This is a genomic window from Nostoc sp. DedSLP03 (assembly GCF_034530815.1).
GTDB lineage: Bacteria > Cyanobacteriota > Cyanobacteriia > Cyanobacteriales > Nostocaceae > Nostoc.
The window spans coordinates 64286-81161 of sequence record NZ_JAVRCK010000010.1; the positions used below are offsets into that span (position 1 = coordinate 64286).

At 42.6% G+C, this 16876-nt stretch carries 16 protein-coding genes, 2 pseudogenes and 1 riboswitch; of the genes and pseudogenes, 6 read left to right on the top strand and 12 right to left on the bottom strand.

Annotation, left to right across the window (positions count from 1 at the left end; genetic code table 11):
- The first annotated feature begins 22 nt into the window (after positions 1 to 22).
- Positions 23 to 823: a phosphoribosylformylglycinamidine cyclo-ligase gene (locus tag RM368_RS07170; protein ID WP_322693436.1), complete on the top strand. Its 801-nt coding sequence runs from the start codon at positions 23 to 25 to the stop codon at positions 821 to 823.
- Between the two features lie 589 nt (positions 824 to 1412).
- Positions 1413 to 2099, top strand: a complete 687-nt coding sequence (locus tag RM368_RS07175; protein WP_322693437.1) for a PHP domain-containing protein — start codon at positions 1413 to 1415, stop codon at positions 2097 to 2099.
- 64 nt (positions 2100 to 2163) lie between these two features.
- Here RM368_RS07175 and arsC read toward each other — a convergent pair whose 3' ends face one another.
- The 10 genes and pseudogenes from arsC to RM368_RS07225 all read right to left on the bottom strand — a co-directional run bounded on the left by arsC (position 2164) and on the right by RM368_RS07225 (position 12238).
- Positions 2164 to 2580 (bottom strand): arsenate reductase, glutathione/glutaredoxin type, encoded by a 417-nt coding sequence (gene arsC, locus RM368_RS07180; RefSeq protein ID WP_322693438.1) that lies wholly within the window; start codon positions 2578 to 2580, stop codon positions 2164 to 2166.
- Positions 2581 to 2611: 31 nt separating this feature from the next.
- Positions 2612 to 3676, bottom strand: coding sequence for an ACR3 family arsenite efflux transporter (arsB, locus tag RM368_RS07185; RefSeq protein WP_322693439.1), 1065 nt, complete (start codon positions 3674 to 3676; stop codon positions 2612 to 2614).
- 195 nt (positions 3677 to 3871) lie between these two features.
- Positions 3872 to 4198, bottom strand: a complete 327-nt coding sequence (locus RM368_RS07190) for a metalloregulator ArsR/SmtB family transcription factor (RefSeq protein ID WP_322693440.1) — start codon at positions 4196 to 4198, stop codon at positions 3872 to 3874.
- A gap of 81 nt (positions 4199 to 4279) precedes the next feature.
- Positions 4280 to 4984: a precorrin-2 C(20)-methyltransferase gene (locus tag RM368_RS07195; protein ID WP_322693490.1), complete on the bottom strand. Its 705-nt coding sequence runs from the start codon at positions 4982 to 4984 to the stop codon at positions 4280 to 4282.
- Between the two features lie 2 nt (positions 4985 to 4986).
- The gene (locus RM368_RS07200; RefSeq protein ID WP_322693441.1) at positions 4987 to 5613 is read right to left on the bottom strand and encodes a precorrin-8X methylmutase; all 627 of its coding nucleotides are present in this window, start codon (positions 5611 to 5613) and stop codon (positions 4987 to 4989) included.
- A 137-nt stretch (positions 5614 to 5750) separates the two neighbouring features.
- Positions 5751 to 7361, bottom strand: a complete 1611-nt coding sequence (cobG, locus tag RM368_RS07205; RefSeq protein ID WP_322693491.1) for a precorrin-3B synthase — start codon at positions 7359 to 7361, stop codon at positions 5751 to 5753.
- Positions 7335 to 7466: riboswitch (cobalamin riboswitch) on the bottom strand. It overlaps the preceding gene by 27 nt.
- Before the next feature lie 176 nt (positions 7467 to 7642).
- Positions 7643 to 9011 (bottom strand): annotated as a pseudogene (locus RM368_RS07210) (LLM class flavin-dependent oxidoreductase).
- Between the two features lie 145 nt (positions 9012 to 9156).
- Positions 9157 to 10293: an FMNH2-dependent alkanesulfonate monooxygenase gene (gene ssuD / locus RM368_RS07215; RefSeq protein WP_322693442.1), complete on the bottom strand. Its 1137-nt coding sequence runs from the start codon at positions 10291 to 10293 to the stop codon at positions 9157 to 9159.
- Positions 10294 to 10310: 17 nt separating this feature from the next.
- Positions 10311 to 11357 carry a sulfonate ABC transporter substrate-binding protein gene (locus RM368_RS07220; protein ID WP_322693443.1) on the bottom strand — a complete coding sequence of 349 codons (1047 nt, stop codon included), beginning with the start codon at positions 11355 to 11357 and terminating at the stop codon, positions 10311 to 10313.
- A 125-nt stretch (positions 11358 to 11482) separates the two neighbouring features.
- Positions 11483 to 12238, bottom strand: a complete 756-nt coding sequence (locus RM368_RS07225; protein WP_322693444.1) for a dienelactone hydrolase family protein — start codon at positions 12236 to 12238, stop codon at positions 11483 to 11485.
- Between the two features lie 150 nt (positions 12239 to 12388).
- Here RM368_RS07225 and RM368_RS07230 point away from each other — a divergent pair.
- Both RM368_RS07230 and RM368_RS07235 read left to right on the top strand, forming a co-directional pair.
- Positions 12389 to 12802, top strand: a pseudogene (locus tag RM368_RS07230) (GNAT family acetyltransferase).
- Between the two features lie 103 nt (positions 12803 to 12905).
- The gene (locus RM368_RS07235) at positions 12906 to 13313 is read left to right on the top strand and encodes a VOC family protein (protein ID WP_322693445.1); all 408 of its coding nucleotides are present in this window, start codon (positions 12906 to 12908) and stop codon (positions 13311 to 13313) included.
- Between the two features lie 178 nt (positions 13314 to 13491).
- Here RM368_RS07235 and RM368_RS07240 read toward each other — a convergent pair whose 3' ends face one another.
- Together RM368_RS07240 and RM368_RS07245 are read right to left on the bottom strand one after the other, a co-directional pair.
- Positions 13492 to 13977 carry a molybdenum cofactor biosynthesis protein MoaE gene (locus RM368_RS07240; protein WP_322693446.1) on the bottom strand — a complete coding sequence of 162 codons (486 nt, stop codon included), beginning with the start codon at positions 13975 to 13977 and terminating at the stop codon, positions 13492 to 13494.
- A 395-nt stretch (positions 13978 to 14372) separates the two neighbouring features.
- The gene (locus tag RM368_RS07245; protein ID WP_322671449.1) at positions 14373 to 14789 is read right to left on the bottom strand and encodes a KTSC domain-containing protein; all 417 of its coding nucleotides are present in this window, start codon (positions 14787 to 14789) and stop codon (positions 14373 to 14375) included.
- Positions 14790 to 15259: 470 nt separating this feature from the next.
- Here RM368_RS07245 and RM368_RS07250 point away from each other — a divergent pair, with 470 nt between their 5' ends.
- Together RM368_RS07250 and RM368_RS07255 are read left to right on the top strand one after the other, a co-directional pair.
- Positions 15260 to 15652, top strand: a complete 393-nt coding sequence (locus RM368_RS07250) for a hypothetical protein (RefSeq protein ID WP_322693447.1) — start codon at positions 15260 to 15262, stop codon at positions 15650 to 15652.
- A 241-nt stretch (positions 15653 to 15893) separates the two neighbouring features.
- On the top strand, positions 15894 to 16838 hold the full coding sequence (locus tag RM368_RS07255) for a tetratricopeptide repeat protein (protein WP_322693448.1): 945 nt from the start codon (positions 15894 to 15896) through the stop codon (positions 16836 to 16838).
- Positions 16839 to 16876 lie beyond the last annotated feature (38 nt).

The following is a 16876-nucleotide window of genomic DNA, read 5'->3' on the forward strand; positions in this document are numbered from 1 at the left end:
GAACGATGCCGCAACTTCAGGTATGCAGACTATACTTCTCGGTCTTTATCTGCCTTCGAGTACTCCTGAAACAATTTTTACCCCCGCTTTCCTTGATGGATTTCTTGATGGAGTAGTTGAGGGGTGCAAACGAGTCGGGTGTGTGTATCTCTCAGGGGAAACTCCTCAACTAAAAACTAAGATGATTCCAGGGCGGCTCGACATCGCCGGCTCGGTTTTTGGGGTTATGCCTGCTGGTGTCGTTCCTATTGATAGCTCGCGTCTGGATGCCGGAAATACTATTGTTCTGGTTGAAAGTTCGGGCCCCCATGAGAACGGTTTTACCCCACTGCGAAAGCTTGCTGAGTCTCTTCCTGATGGCTATAGAACAAAACTTCCGAGTGGGCAGGAGTTCTGGGAAGCGATGAATGCTGCTTCGTATCTTTACACGCCCCTTGTACAGGCGGTGCTGGGCGAAGGAATTCGTCCCACGGCGATGGAGAATATTACTGGTCATGGTTGGCAAAAGCTGATGCGATCGGTAAAGCCGCTTCGGTACGTTATCGAAACAATGCTCCCAGTACCAGAGATATTTACATTTGTTGAGAGTCATCTTGAGGGCGGGGCCGAGACGATGCTTTCGGTGTTCAATTACGGTGCAGGATTCGCATTCTATACAGAATCAAAGCAGGATGCAGAGAGAATTGTCCTACTTGCAAGAGAACATCAACTTTCGGCTGCGATCGCTGGAAGAGTTGAAGCGTCTCTTTCCCGCGAGGTAGTGATAGAACCCCTTGGAGTCACCTTGAAGGGAGATTCTTTTGGAATTGCGCGAGGGGTATAATACGGGACTTCCAAGTAAAAAAATATTCCATAGCAGAGGGACAAGGAAGACAAGGGGGACAAGGGGGACAAGGAAGAAAGAAGTCTAGTTGAGTACACAAATTGGATAATTTATTTTTTGGAGTTCCCTACAACCCAAATGTAGGCATAGCCCGTCGTAGACATCGCTAGTTTTCTCGAAGCTATTTTAGACTCACTTATGCGGTCGCTAAAATCATTATTGGTTAGAAAAAAGCTGTAATTACTGAGAAAAGTAATAGTTTTTACACACCAAATCAATTTGTATTTCCGGCTTCTTCGAGATAATTACTCTACTAAACCTTTATTTATTAAGCCATTTAACACAGATGTTATAGGCGCATTGATGAAAGTTTAGATGTAATATTTACTACTAATTGAGGTTAAAGTAGTGCAAATTACCCATGACTACTGAGATTAAGATTTGCTAACGTAGTCTTAACATATTGAAAAATTTGCTGAGAAAGCTGAGAAAGTAGCAACTGATACTAATTTTTAGTGTTGGTTCTTTCTCATCCAGAGATGTGGCATTTTGGTGTGTTAAAAAAATATGTTTTTCTTCAGAGGGGGTTATGGTTGTAAATTTGGCCCGTACTACAACTTCAGCAGAGCTTTTAAAGCAAGTATTCCGTAACATTGATGCGCATAGTTGTCCAAAGTTATTCAACTTTCACATGCACACTGTCTTCTCGGATGGCAAGTTGCAGCCGAGTGCATTGATGGAGCAGGCGATCGCTATTGGGTTAAAAGGGTTAGCCATCACCGATCATCATGGTATTATCGGCTATCAAGCGGCCCTTGCTTGGTTAGAAGATTGGAAGTGGAATAATCCTCATGTAACCACTCCTCACCTGTGGAGTGGCGTGGAAATCAATGCCAACCTTTTGAATATAGAAGTTCACATTTTGGCTTACGCTTTTGCAACAGAACATCCTAGTATGAAACCTTATCTGCAAAGAAGGCCGACTACAGGGCAAGAATATCAGGCAAGTAACGTGATTGCCGCTATTCATGAAGCTGGGGGATTGGCAGTTCTGGCTCATCCAGCTCGTTACAAGCGATCGCATTTTGACTTAATTCCAGCTGCGGCACAAAAGGGCATCGATGGTGTGGAAACTTTCTACGCCTACAATAACCCTAACCCTTGGAAACCCAGCGTATTGGAATCAGAACAAGTGCAAAAGTTGGCTGATGAATACTTTCTTTTCAATACCTGTGGTACTGATAGCCACGGTTTGAGTCTGCTACAACGCTTGTAAAGATGAATCAATTTGTTTCAATCTCCTGGTTCAATCTGCCAGGAGGTTATCTTTTTTTGGATGTTCAATATCGAGTAGTTGTAAATTTTTTATTTACAGACTCAATTAATTGAGTGACCCGTTCTTTGATTTCATCGCGGACTCTCGGAAAAATTTCTGGTTGTTCTGCTGGATCGTCTAATTGCCAGTCTTCAAATACTTCCCGCACAACCCATTCAGGCGGCAAATTCACCCCACAGCCACACAAAGAAATCACTACATCAAAGTCTTGTGCTTGGAAATCACTGAGGGGTTTGGAGTGTTGATCGGTAATGTCGATACCAATTTCTTTCATGGTTGCGATTGCTTCTGGTCTAACTTGACTTGCTTCCAACCCAGAGCTAATCACTGCAATCTTTCCCTTACCAAGAGTTTTAGCAAAACCTTCCGCCATTTGGGAACGGGCAGAATTCTTTTTGCAAACAAACATCACACGTTTCATGGTTCAACTCCTTTGAATAATTTGGCTAAATTTAAAAGATTTTCGATTCAGATGGCAGAAAATAACGTTTTTCAAACCAGAAAGCCACATTAACCAGACCAATCAATACAGGCACTTCCACTAGAGGCCCGACGACGGCGGCAAAAGCAACACCCGAATTAATGCCAAATACTGCGATCGCCACTGCGATCGCTAATTCAAAATTATTTCCTGCCGATGTAAACGCGACACTTGCGGCTCTAGAATAGTCTGTTTTAACGCGCCAAGCCATGTAAAAGCTGACCAAAAACATGATGATGAAGTAGACGATCGACGGAATTGCAATCTTCACCACATCGAAGGGGATCTGAACAATCAAATTCCCTTTCAAGCTGAACATCACGACGATTGTAAATAATAAAGCAATCAGTGTGATGGGGCTGATTTTAGGCACAAATTCCTCGTGATACCACTGTTTACTTTTCACTTTTACTAAGAAGTAACGAGTGAAAAATCCAGCTAAAAAGGGAATACCGAGATAGATAAACACACTTTTGGCAATCTCAGCAATGCTGACATTAACAACACTGCCTTGTAACCCAAACAGTGGCGGCAGTACAGTAATGAAAAACCAAGCATAAGGACTATAAAAGATGACTTGAAAGATGCTGTTAAAGGCAACCAATCCAGCCGTATATTCTGTATTGCCTCGTGCCAAGTCACTCCACACCACTACCATTGCAATACACCGGGCTAATCCAATCAAAATCAATCCCGTCATGTATTCTGGATAACCATGTAAGAAGATAGCTGCCAGAGCAAACATCAAAATTGGCCCAATAATCCAATTTTGAATTAGTGAAACACCAAGAATTTTTCCGTTGCGAAATACATCCCCTAATTCTTCATACCGCACCTTGGCTAAGGGCGGATACATCATCAAAATTAACCCGATGGCGATCGGTATATTGGTTGCTCCCACCTGGAACTGATTGATAAAGGCTTCTACTCCAGGAAAGAAATAGCCTAGACCTACACCGATCGCCATTGCTAAAAAAATCCATAAGGTTAGGAAGCGGTCAATAAAGGAGAGGCGTTTTGAAGTATTTTTGTTCATTACAATTAACCCCATACATAAATGCAGGAGCTTCGAGCAGGAATTTCAGATTATTCAATCCAACATCCAAAATTTAAAATCTAAAATTCGTGAGTTATATCAAGAGTATATCTCCATCATTTCAAAAAAAATTGATTTTTTAATGCCTATAAAACTAAAATTAGACAAAATATTACAAAAAAAATTAATGAATATTTAAGGAGCGCAGGGGGGACGAATGGTTGATATGGGGCTAAAGCGGCGGAATTCTGCTAAATACTGCTCTAAGACAGCAAACTGCGGTAGATTGAGGCTGTAGTAAATCCAGCGCCCTTCTTGACGAGCGCGAACTAAACCCGCTTCTTTCAGGGTTTTGAGGTGAAAAGACAGTTTAGATTGAGTAGTTCCCAGGTGTTCACACAGGTCACAGACGCATAGTTCTTGAGAGCGCAGCAGTTCTAATACCTTAATCCGTAGGGGGTCAGACAGGGCATGAAAGCCAGCAGCGATCGTATCAGGAGTGAAGGTGCTATTATAAGCCATCAACTTTTATTGAAGTATTTCTTTATGGTCAAGTCTTAATCATCAGTTAAAGAATACCTTAACTAAAAAGAAAAGGTCAGTCTATAGTCGATTCTTGGTGGGAATCACAATCATTGAGAAATAGGGTACCTCGGCTGGATCGACTTCATCTAGGGGGATGATGCGTTGCTGTGATGTTGATGCCCGCTCAATATATTTTGCTCGTGACGCTAGCCCTAATTTATGCAGGATATCTCGTACTTTGGTAAAGTGACGACCTAGTTTCATAATTGCGGCGGCGTCAGTCATCAGCAGATGTGTAGTCAGTTCTTCTGCTGGCAACGGGGCGGGTAAGACTGTGAGAATATCATTGTAGTAGGTGAAAGGTACACCCAAGGCTACCGGACAAGTCATCAGCGAGGAAACTCCGGGGACAACTTCTGTTTCGTATTGGTCGCATAACCGCGTGAACAGGTACATAAATGAACCATAGAAAAATGGATCGCCCTCGCACAGTACCACAACATCTCGACCTGCTGCTAGATGCTCGGCAATTGGTTCAATTTCCTGGTCATAAATAGATTTTGCCTTTTCTGGTTCCAAAGCGCGGGGGAGGTGAAATAGTACCTCGATTTGATTGCCAGGAAGATACTGCGCCACGATCGCTCTAGCAATACTTTCTTTATCTGCGGCTGATTGATAGGCTACCACAGGAGCCGCACGTAATAACCGCAGCGCTTTGAGGGTCAATAGTTCGGGATCGCCTGGGCCGACACCAATTCCATAAAGACGACCTTTGGGTTGCATATTCATTCTTCCTCCGTTGCCAGGGCGTTAACTGCTGCTGCCGCGATCGCACTTCCACCGCGCCGACCGTGTAAGGTTAAAAATGGTACATTTCTGCTATCTGCTGCCAGTGCGGCTTTTGATTCTGCTGCACCAACAAACCCCACTGGAAAGCCTAAGATAATAGCAGGTTTGGGCGCTCCTTCATCGAGCATTTCTAACAGCCTAAACAGGGCTGTGGGTGCATTCCCAATTGCGATTACTGAGCCTTCTAGGTGCGATCGCCATAATTCAAGAGCTGCCGCCGACCTGGTAGTACCCATACGCTGGGCAAGTTCTGGTACTTCTGGCTCGTTCAGGGTACAGATAACTTGATTGTTTGCAGACAACCGCCGTCTGGTAACGCCATCGGCAACCATTCGGCAATCGCACAGTATTGGCGCTCCCTCTGCCAGTGCTGCTCTTGCGGATTGTACTGCTGTTGGTGAATATCCCAAGTCAGTGACAATATCCGTCATCCCACAGGCATGAATTAGACGTACAGCAACTTTTGCTACATCTGGTGGCAACACATCTAAGTTCGCTTCTGACCGAATGATTGCGAAGGAATTACGGTAAATTTCGTTGGCATCTCGGATATAGTCGGGCATTAAATTTGGGATTTTAAATTTGAGATTTTCGATTGATTTGTTAGTTAATATAGATACTTTTTTCTCACAGAAGAATATCTAATTTAATTAACCGCAGAGGCGCAGAGAACACAGAGTCAGAGAAAGGAAGGAATCAATCATCTGCATTTATTTATGGTTCGATTTTCTAAATATTTATTAAATAACTGCTGTAATTGTGCTATTGGATATCGATTAGCAAATTCTCCAAAGGACTCATTAGAATTTAAGCGTTGAATTTTATATACATATAGCATCCGCTCTATTAATGCAGGTAGTTCGGCAAAAGTTACATATTGATATAGTTCGCGTCCGAATTTCTGATTGTTGTCACCAACATAAACGTGATAGCCTTCCACAGTTCTATTTTCAGCCTCAATGCTGACACCGAGGAGAGTAATATCACTTTTGCTGTGCTGGGCACAAGATTTTTCGCAGCCAGTGAAGTGGATATTAACTGGGTAATCGAGAGTAACGCGAGTTTTAAGATACTCTGCCAATGCCAACGCATGACTTTTAGTGTCAGTGGCAGAAGCGGCGCAACCTTTTTTTCCCGAACAGGCAACTAATCCACCTTTAATATTGGTTGCAGAAGAATCTAATCCTAATAAAGCAATTTCACTTTGGACATCAGCAACCCATTGCTGAGGAATATCTGTAAGGAGCAAATTTTGCCAAGGGGTTAGCCTGAGAGTTCCACTACCGTATTTTGCTGCTAAATCTGCTAAACCCCGCATCTGTCTACTTTCCAATCGACCAAGGGGCAAGACAACACCAATGTAAAATAAGCCTTGCTGACGTTGGGGATAAATGCCAATATGCTGATATTTCGCATCTGACCTCTCCCCCAACCCCTCTCCTACAAGGAGAGGGGAGAATTTCTCCCCCTTCCCTACGAGGGAAGGGGGTTGGGGGGTTAGGTCACTGGATAAAAGAGAAAAAGGTAAATGCTGCTCAACTTCTTGGAGATAATTTTCACAACCCAAAGTATTCAATAACTCTCTCAAACGTAGCCGCCGCTTACTCGTAGTATGACTATAAGCTAGATAGACATCCGCCAAAGCTGCTAAGACGGGCAAACATTTTTCTGGTGGTAGCAAAATTCCCGTATCGCTGGGGGGTTGACTTTTCTCGCCGACACTGAGATACAGGCGAAAGTAAACATTATCGTTAAGTAAGACAGCTACAAAGGCGATATCATTCAAGCGATCGCCCACCCGAATTATCCCACCACCATCAAAGCAAACGCTAAATTTGGCCGACAGTCCCGAAAGCGCCGGATGTGCTGCAATATAATCATCCCAACCTTGAACAAAAGGACGAGTATCGATTAATTCTTGGGGATCGATACCAGCAGTTGGACTGGTCATAATATTGCGGATTTGGTCTACAACAGTATTCTCAGAACCCAATCCCATATTTTGTAGGTACTTCAGAACCTCAGCATTTATCCCCGTACGGATTTCACGGACTTGTAGGTTAGCTCGATTAGTCACATCTAGATAGCCGCCACCGTGCTGTTCTGCTATATCTGCGATCGCACGGCACTGCTGACTACTAATAATTCCACCTGGTATTCTAACGCGAGATAATATCCCATCTGCGGCGGGAGTAGCATAAAACAAGCCAGGACAAGTGGCAAATCCAGAAACCAATTTTAGAACTCCTTCCCCGTGCAACGCAGGGATTAGACGGTGAGTGTGTCTTGAGGACATCCTGATAGTTGGCATTCTGACTTGGGTCATCCCATTACAGCTGCGGCACAGTCCCGGAATTTCACCGGAGTTTCCCAACTCTCAGCTTTAGTAATTTAGACTTTGTTGAGGTTATAGATATCAACCAGACATCATCCAGATAATTATCTTACATTACTATGGCGATAAATTTAACTGAGCTTATCCATTACCGATCGAAAGATATAGTTCTTGAAACTAATCTATAAATTGAATTTAGTCATGGCTCAGGCAGGAATGCTTGAGCCTTTTTGCTGCCAAACTTGCTTTAGAAAAAGTTAGGCGATCGCCGCTTCACGAGTAGCAACTTTGCTAAACTGATTTACTGGACGAGGTAAACCAAGATTTTCGCGCAGGGTTCGTGCTTCATACTCTGTACGGAACAGACCGCGACGTTGCAATTCAGGAATTACCAAGTCTACAAATTCGTCCAATCCTCCAGGCAACCAGGGCGGCATGATATTAAAGCCATCTGCCCCGCCATTGAGAAACCAATCTTCTAGCTGATCGGCAATTTGTTCTGGTGTGCCTAGAATCTGACGATGCCCACGCGCTCCAGCTATCCATAAATACAGTTGTCGAATCGTTAAATTCTCTCTCATGGCTAGGTCAGTCAGAAGTTGCTGACGGCTTTTACCCCCGTTAGTCTCTGGTAACTCCGGCAACGGCCCGTCCAATGGATAGCCGGATAGGTCAAATCCACCGATCATTGAGTCAAGCAAATTTAAGCCGACCACCGGATCGATCAACTCCTGAATTCGATCGAATTTGTCCTTGGCTTCTTGCTCAGTTTTGCCGATAACTGGGAATACACCTGGCATAATCTTAAGATGGTCAGGTGAGCGCCCGTATTGAGCCAGTCTCCCCTTCACATCTGTATAAAATGCCTGAGCTTCTGCCAGAGTCTGTTGGGCAGTGAAAATTACCTCCGCCGTTTGTGCAGCCAGCTCCTTACCATCCTCGGAAGATCCAGCTTGAATAATCACCGGATAACCTTGGATGGGACGCGCCACATTTAGCGGGCCGCGCACTGAAAAATGTTCGCCTTTGTGGTTGGGAACGTGCAGTTTATTTGGATCGAAGTAAATACCCGACTCCTTATCATGTAAGAAGGCGTCGTCCTCCCAACTATCCCAGAGTTTTGTGACTACTATCCACAAACTCTTTGGCACGCTGATAACGTAGGGTATGTTCCATATGCTTTTCCCGGTTGAAGTTCAACGCTTCAGCTTCAGTAGCAGAAGTTACGAGATTCCAACCGGCACGGCCGCCACTGAGATAATCTAATGATGCAAACTTGCGGGCGAGGTGGTATGGCTCGTTGTATGTAGTCGATACTGTCGCCGTCAAACCAATGTTTTCCGTCACCACAGACAAAGCCGACAACAGGGTGAGAGGCTCAAAGTGGACGAGTTTACCATTCCGGCTCAAAAGTTCGGCGTTTTGATTGCGGTCGCGCACAGCCACGCCGTCTGCAAAGAAGATCATATCAAATTTGCCACGTTCTGCCGTCTGTGCCAGCTTTTTATAATGCTGAAAGCTTAAACCAGCATTAGCTTGGGCTTCGGGGTGTCGCCATGACGCTACGTGATGACCAGTGCTGGGCAAGAATGCACCTAGTCTAAGTTGAGGTTTTTTCGTACTCATGCTTTTTTCTGTAAAATCGTAGTGTTTTTAAACGCAAAGGCACGCAAGGTAAGCGCAGAGGAACGCTGAGTTTTGCCGAATTTATGCAATGTTGTACTAAGGTGTTATGAGTTAAATCACGCTAGTTTTTTGAATTTTGAATTGCTTACACAGGTTGGGGTTTGAGTAAATCCGTTTTGGTAACAAATTCACTGAATGTACTTGCAACTTGCTGCGGTAATGCGATCGCTGGTGTTTGTAACGGCAACCTGGGAAACAGTAATTCTGCAACTCGATAAGCTTCTTCGAGGTGGGGATACCCTGAGAAAACAAAGGTATCAATTCCTAAATCGGCATATTCTAGCATCCGCGCTGCAACTGTGTCTGGATCTCCGACTAAGGCAGTCCCGGCGCCGCCACGCACTAAGCCAACACCTGCCCATAAATTGGGGCTAACTTCTAGGTTTTGGCGATTACCTTTATGCAGTTGGGCCATGCGGCGTTGTCCTTCTGATTCAGATTGAGCAAATCGCTGATGTGCAGCTGCTATGGTTTCATCATCCACATACTGAATCAGTTCGTTAGCTGCATCCCAAGCTTTTTGGGTAGTTTCGCGGACTATGACGTGCATCCGAATCCCAAAACGTACCGTTCTACCTTGTTCTGCTGCTAATCGCCGTACCTTTGCAATCTTTTCGGCAACTCGATCTGGTGGTTCACCCCAAGTTAAATACACATCAATGTGTTTGGCAGCAACTTGGAGCGCCGTATCTGAAGAACCGCCAAAATACAAGGTGGGATAAGGCTTTTGGACGGGAGGAAATTGGAGTTTAGCGCCTTGAACTTGCAAATGGCGACCACTATAGGTTACTTCTTCACCTTGCATGAGCGATCGCCAAATTGTCAAAAACTCATCTGTGAGTTCATAACGCTGGTCGTGAGCTAAGAAAATCCCATCTTTAGCAAGTTCTTTGGTGTCGCCACCAGTGACAACATTCAGAATAATTCGACCATTAGAAATCTGGTCAAAAGTAGCAGCCATTCTCACCGCCAAAGAAGGCGACATAATTGCCGGACGAAAGGCTACAAGAAACCGCAAGCGTTCCGTAACTGAAATTAAGGAAGTAGCAACAATCCAAGTATCTTGTTTTTGTCCGGTACCAATCAACATCCCGCCATAGCCCAATTTATCAACAGCTTGGGCGATTTGCTGCATATAAGGATAAGTGGCTGGTCGCCTGCCAATTGTAGTACCTAAATAACGCTCGTCTCCCTGGGTCGGCAAATACCAAAAAACTTCCATTTTCTTATCTCCTGGTGCTATTTCTGGCTAATGGTTTTCGGTGTTATAGCTGCATATTGTTCGCTAGTCAGCATCGCTTCCTTAATATTGATCGGTTTAGGAATCACTTTTTCTTTAGCAAACAAATCTGCAATCTTCTGTTGATTTTCCATAATTTCAGGCGTAATTGGTCTTATACCGTAAGTTCGCCTTCCAACCATTGTTGTTAAAATATCTCGATCAATTTTGAGATGAGGAATAATCAGTTTTACAACTTCCGATCGGTTTTTCTCACTCCATTGACCTGTGTTATCTATTTCTTCAAGAACTAATCGTACTAATTTCGGGTTTTCTGTGGCAAATTTTCGCGCCGCCATGTAATATCCGCCCTGAGTAGAAATGCCACTAGCATCTCGCAAAACACGAGCATTGGCCTTTTTTTGGGCCACGGCTAAATAAGGGTCCCAAGTTACCCAAGCATCTATTTTACCTTGAATAAAAGCATCACGAGCTTCTGAAGGGGGGAGGCTAATAGCTTGAATATCACTATATTTCAAACCAGCCTCTTCCAAAGCTTTTATTAATAAGTAATGGGAAGCAGAACCCTTTTGAAAAACTACTTTTTTCCCTTTGAGATCGGCTAAAGTCCGAATCGGTGAATTATTTTGAACAATAATCCCGCTTCCTTTACCAGCACTGGGTTTATTGCTAGCAACATAAACTAAAGATGTGCCAGCCGCTTGGGCAAATATCGGGGGAGTCTCGCCTACAGAGCCAATATCAACCCTGCCCACATTCATTGCTTCCATCAGTTGTGGCCCGGCGGCAAATTGCGCCCATTCCACGGAAATACCTAAAGGCTTGAGACGTTTTTCGATCAATCCTTTAAGTCTGAAAATATCCCCAGAACTTTGATATCCCATTCGGACAACTTTGGTTTTCAAACCAGTGGTTTTATTTGCTGAATTTGGGGTTTGGACTGAGCAACTGATTAAGGTTGTTGAGATTGTTAATAATCCAGGTAAAAGGAATAGTGAAAAACCTTGGAAAATCTTAACTTGTGGCTGTTTGAAGGCGGAAATCATGGACGTGATACTTTGTTTTTTAATTTGCTTTTGGATTTATTTGGCTAATATTTGCCTATGTTCAGTCGTAGAGGCGCACAGATAGATGTGCGCCTCTAGTGTTGTATTGCTCGTAACCTAAAGATTTAGACTTTTTGAAGCTGAAGGTTCTTTTGGAATAGTTCTTGAACATTTTTCCAAGCATCAGCAGCAGCTTCGGCATTGTAGCTGGCGCGATGATTGCAGAAAAAGCCATGCCCTGCACCGGGATAACGGAAGATAGCATGAGTAATCTGATTTTTCTTCAATTCAGCCTCAATCTGTTCTGTATGTTCTAAGGGGATTCCCTGGTCATCAAGACCAAAGAAGGCGTAAATGGGGTTTTTAATCTCTGGAGTGCGGGTGATGGTTGGTTCTCCACCGCCGGGGGTTGAGTTGGGAATACCGCCACCATAGAAGGAAGCTGTAACTTTAATATCTGGTAAAGTGGCAGCTAGATAAACGACATGACCACCAAAGCAGAAACCAATAGAGCCGATCGCATCTCCTTGTACATTTGGTAGAGTTCTTAAGTAAGCGATCGCAGCTTTAATATCACTCAATATTTCCTCTGCTGTTGTCTGCTCTTTATACCCTCTCCCTTGCTGGACATCTTCAGGAGTATATCCACCCTCAAAACCGGGAGCGGTGCGTTGAAATAAAGTCGGTGCGATCGCCACATACCCCTCTTTGGCAAATTTCTCTGCAACTTCCCGAATGTGAATATTAACCCCAAAAATTTCCTGAATCACGATAACGGCTGGGAAGGTTCCCTTTTGTGCTGGTTCAGCTAAGTAAGCATCAATTTGCAAATCCCCGTTAGGGACTTTTACTTGAGCAGTGCGAATTTCTGTGTTTGTCATCTTAGGATTAGCTTGTAATTGCTTTCAGGACGCGATGTTTTATGGTAATTTTTGTACAATACTACTTAAAATATATCGATTTGCCGTAGTTTTAAGAGTAGTATTTCACAAACAATGTGCAAAGGCAAGTCCTTTGATTTAGAGATGTAGATGAATATAAGACCATACAAACAATCTGATGCTGAATTAGTCAGTGCTTTGTGGGATGAGGTGTTTCCTAATAATCCGTCCCACAGCAGCCCAAAATTAGTAATCAGTCAGAAGCTTGCTGTACAACCTGAGTTGTTTTTCGTTACTGAGATTAACTCTGTCATTGTAGGGACTATCATGGCAGGATATGACGGGCATCGCGGTTGGCTATACACAGTTGCAGTCAGTCCTCAGTATCAACGGTAGGGTATTGGTAGCAAGTTAGTGCAGCACGCAGAGAACGTATTGATAGCGATGGGATGCCTCAAAATCAATCTCCAAGTTCGTGTCTCCAACGCAGAAGTAGTTGAGTTTTATAGAAAACTTGGCTATCTCATTGAAGAACGCATCAGTATGGGAAAGCTTGTCATATAGATGTTTGGTGAGTTTGAACAGAAAAACTTTAAAAATACGCCAGTATTACAGCAAAAGGTGATTGTAGCGCTACCAAATTTAACCCAAATTAGGAGAAAAATTTATGAAGCTTAAAGTTCATCATGTTCAAGTAACCTATCCTCTGGAAGTGGAGGATGCAATGCTGTTTTTTTATAGTAAAGTTTTAGGATTGACTGAAATTGCCAGACCTGATGTCATCAAAAATGATTCAGGAGCGTGGTACAAATTAGGAGATATTGAACTGCACGTTAGTAGAGAGAAAAACGCCAATAACCAAGCATCTAGACGGCATTTTTGTTTCCAAGTCGATAACTTGAACGCCTTTGAAGAACACCTAAAAGAGCATGGGATAGAAATTATTCCCGACCAACGACCACTTCCAGGATGCGTGCGGTTTTTCCTCCGAGATCCCGGTGGGAATCGTATAGAGATTGCAGAGTTAGTTAAGAGTACTTTTGCACAGCGACAAACAATCGATTTTATCGCCTGAAACCCTTACTGTGAAAACAATCGACACCATTCAACGTTAGCGCAGCGTCTCGTAGAGAAGTTACGACGGTTTTCAAGGTTCTGGCGAGTGGTGTCGATGAGTTCAATACATTTGGAAAAAGAGGATAGCATTTTACCTATGCTTGTCAAGATTTTGTCAATCTGAATTCTTTTTCAAATTAACAATTTTCTCCTGATGTTTCACACGCACCAATACTCACCCAAGTGCTAGAACCATCTTGCCAATGTTCTTTCTTCCAAATGGGTGCTTCATGTTTGAGCGTATCAATAGCATATTGGCAAGCTTCAAACGCCTCACTCCGATGAGGAGAACCCACAGCTACTAAAACGCTGATTTCCCCAACTTGCAAACGTCCAACACGATGATAAATCGCGACTCGATTCACATCAGACATAGATAAGCGAATATCAGCAGCAATTTGATAAAATATCCGCAACGCCATCGGTTCATAAGCTTGATACTCTAGAGCAATCACAGGTTTACCATCGGTTTGATTGCGAACCATACCACTCATCACAACCACAGCACCATTGGCTGGATCGTCGGATTTGGCATAGATTTCTTCCAGAGATAATGGTGCAAAGGTAATGGCAAAACTATCTTCGGCTCTTGGTTTAACAGCAGAGGTAAGTGTAGTTGTCATAACTGCGTTGATATTATATGGGTTTTTTCTATTGTCTCTGAAGAAAGCATTACTAGTAGTCTGCCAACCCAAAATTGTTAGATGGAGATTGGGTAAAGGTTAAAGGGACTCATGGTAAGGGATAAAAAACATGAGTCCCTTTCCCCCTTCCTCTTTCTGGGGCAGGTTTTTTTGATTAGACAAATAATTAGACAAATTTTTGGGATTTGAAAATCAAAATCATTGTCTGAGAACTTAAAACTACGTTCAATAATTGAGAACATTCTCAACTATTTATCGAAAGCCTAAAAACCTGCCCTTGAAAGGACCCCACCTTCCCCTTTTTCCGACTTATGCCAAGAAGTTTCTTATACAACGCAAGAATTATTAAAAACCCTAAATACAGTTATTAGTCATTAATCTGCACAATCTAGACGATCGCAATCATATCTACCTTTAATCTCTTGATTGAAAAAGCTGCCAATTGAGTCCGAGGAATGTAAATCTTCCCAAGTATCCTCGTCTACGCCTAAGTACTGATAAACCGCTCCACTTTGAAACTCAACTTGCAAAATCTGTTCGTCAGGATCGTAGCCTACAGCCGCCGCCATTGATGAGCTAACTGGTAACATAGCAATTGGTTCTTCTTCAAAGGGTAGTGCAGTAGTTTCAGCTATAACCTCATTGAGTTCTTGCAATCCTTCATAAGCTTGTATCGGTGCCGGAATTTCCAAAAACTCTAGTTCGTTGCCTCGGTCGAGTAACAACTGCAAATATCCATCAGAATGAGCGATCGCTACTAAACTGCTCAAGTCTACCTTAGATAGCTTCATTTATTTTGTACTCTCCTATTAGCGTAGTCGGGAGTGGTAAAGTTTTATGCAATATCAAATGCTTTTATAGTACATTTATACTAAAGCATCGCTTAAGTGTCAAGTTTTTCCTTCTAAGAGAGAATTTTAGGTATGTAGAGACGCTTTAACAAAGCAACACGCAGTGTTTTTCTCTGACATTTGGGTAAATACTTGTGATTAGGCTTAGGTGAATGAGCGTATTTGAGTCACCTAAAAAATTGCATAAATGTTCAACTCGCCTCAGTTAAGTACTTGAAAATTTCAACCATCCTTGTTGTGTCTAGACTCAGTTGAGTCTCTATTGCTGTTTGTATCACCCAATTAGCTCACCCTTTTGGGTGAGTCATATATCAACCGATCAGATGACCTGACTGAAGGAAGTTGAGATTAATAATAAAGAGGACTCTATTACTAAGAAACACCGATCGCATTTTACCTAAATATAACTTATGAAACTTACTACCTTAATAAATTCTGCACTGATTTTTGCTTCTCTTACTCTTGTACCTGGAATTGCTGGCGCTCAAACAGCTACTACTAACAACAGTGAAACAATAGCTGTTAACTCTAATAATTTATCCACGAACTCGACTTCTGCGAATTACCTCCAGCCTTTGAATCTAGTTAATTTTGCTTATCAAGGAGGTCTGCAACAACACGGTATTCCTAGCGGAGAAACGCTAGTACTTAAAACTTTGAATAGAAATATTCTTGCAAAAGATTTGGTTAAAGCTGCTGTGAATGCAAATAAATTACCATCACAAGTTTTAAACGATCAAAATTATTTAAGTGCTGTTAATTCAGAACTCAAGGTATTGCCAGATTATGCTGCTGCTGATTAATTTGGTTTTTCTTATATCTTTTGAGAAAGCTAAGTTTTTCAGTATGGTATATTTGTATGCTTGTTACTAAGGATAAATAAAAGCTTTTTATACATAGCGATCGCTGTGTATGAAAAGTATACAAGAAAGCTTGATATTGAAGAATAATTTCTCAATTTTGACATAAGTTGCACTTATCCTGTGCTAAAGCCACAGAAAATTGTATAATCGACAGCTTATGGAGCAAAAATTTCTATAGAGAATGACAGAAGTAATAAGATCCGGGGGACTAAATAATATTGAGTCCATTGAGTATGAAGAGCGGTGCTTAGAAAAAGCCAGAGAAACAGGCGATCGCAATCGGGAAGTGATTTCTTTGGCAAGTTTGGGCAATGCTTACCAGTCGCTAGGCGAGTACCACCTAGCAATTGAGTTTTATCAACAGTGGTTAGATATAGCTAAAGAAATAAACGATCGCTTAGAAGAAGCCAAATCTTTATCTGGGTTGGGTAACGCTTACCAATCACTGGGCAAATACCAGCGAGCGATTGAATTTTATCACCAGTGGTTGAGTATTACCAGGAAAATAGGCGATCGCACTGGAGAAGGTATTTGCTTGGGAAGCTTGGGTAATACTTATGAATACCTGGGTAAGTACGAGCAAGCGATAGAGCTTTACCAACAATGGTTGAGTATAACGAAGAAAACAGGCGATTGGACTGGGGAATGCATTTGCCTGGGAAGTTTGGGCAACATTTATGAATCGTTGGCATCTTACCAACTAGCAATTGAATTTTACCAACAATGGTTAGGGCTGGCGAAATTCATCAGCGATCGCAATGCTGAAGGCATGGCTTTGAGTGGATTGGGCAGTGCTTATAAAGCTTTAGGAAAGTACCAAAGGGCGTTGGAGTTTTATCAGCATTCATTAGAGATTAGAAGCGATCTTAATGACCCAAATGGGGAAGCAAATGCCTGGTTTAATTTGGGTTTGGTGTTAGAAAAAATCAATCGAGAATCAGAAGCGATGGATGCCTTTTGCAATGCTCGTGAAATTTATCGTGCAATGGGACTCGATGCCAGCCTGCAAGATTGTAACCATGCCATTGAGTTTCTTTCTCAAAATATTGCAAGCGCACCATCTACTTTCTGGTTGAGGAGATGGTTAAGTCATTTGTCGCAGTCGATTAAAACTGGTTCTAAATAAAGAGTGCTGAGTTCCGAGTTAAAAGATTCTTTCTATTG

Excerpts from the sequence above, each read along its gene's own strand:
- RM368_RS07225 (WP_322693444.1), bottom strand. The coding sequence starts at position 12,238 with ATGACAAACACAGAAATTCGCACTGCTCAAGTAAAAGTCCCTAACGGG.
- RM368_RS07250 (WP_322693447.1), top strand. The coding sequence starts at position 15,260 with ATGAAACTTACTACCTTAATAAATTCTGCACTGATTTTTGCTTCTCTT.
- RM368_RS07170 (WP_322693436.1), top strand. The coding sequence starts at position 23 with ATGCAGACTATACTTCTCGGTCTTTATCTGCCTTCGAGTACTCCTGAA.
- cobG (WP_322693491.1), bottom strand. The coding sequence starts at position 7,361 with ATGCCAACTATCAGGATGTCCTCAAGACACACTCACCGTCTAATCCCT.
- ssuD (WP_322693442.1), bottom strand. The coding sequence starts at position 10,293 with ATGGAAGTTTTTTGGTATTTGCCGACCCAGGGAGACGAGCGTTATTTA.
- RM368_RS07240 (WP_322693446.1), bottom strand. The coding sequence starts at position 13,977 with ATGACAACTACACTTACCTCTGCTGTTAAACCAAGAGCCGAAGATAGT.
- RM368_RS07195 (WP_322693490.1), bottom strand. The coding sequence starts at position 4,984 with ATGCAACCCAAAGGTCGTCTTTATGGAATTGGTGTCGGCCCAGGCGAT.
- RM368_RS07245 (WP_322671449.1), bottom strand. The coding sequence starts at position 14,789 with ATGAAGCTATCTAAGGTAGACTTGAGCAGTTTAGTAGCGATCGCTCAT.
- arsC (WP_322693438.1), bottom strand. The coding sequence starts at position 2,580 with ATGAAACGTGTGATGTTTGTTTGCAAAAAGAATTCTGCCCGTTCCCAA.
- RM368_RS07255 (WP_322693448.1), top strand. The coding sequence starts at position 15,894 with ATGACAGAAGTAATAAGATCCGGGGGACTAAATAATATTGAGTCCATT.
- arsB (WP_322693439.1), bottom strand. The coding sequence starts at position 3,676 with ATGAACAAAAATACTTCAAAACGCCTCTCCTTTATTGACCGCTTCCTA.
- RM368_RS07235 (WP_322693445.1), top strand. The coding sequence starts at position 12,906 with ATGAAGCTTAAAGTTCATCATGTTCAAGTAACCTATCCTCTGGAAGTG.
- RM368_RS07190 (WP_322693440.1), bottom strand. The coding sequence starts at position 4,198 with ATGGCTTATAATAGCACCTTCACTCCTGATACGATCGCTGCTGGCTTT.
- RM368_RS07175 (WP_322693437.1), top strand. The coding sequence starts at position 1,413 with ATGGTTGTAAATTTGGCCCGTACTACAACTTCAGCAGAGCTTTTAAAG.
- RM368_RS07200 (WP_322693441.1), bottom strand. The coding sequence starts at position 5,613 with ATGCCCGACTATATCCGAGATGCCAACGAAATTTACCGTAATTCCTTC.
- RM368_RS07220 (WP_322693443.1), bottom strand. The coding sequence starts at position 11,357 with ATGATTTCCGCCTTCAAACAGCCACAAGTTAAGATTTTCCAAGGTTTT.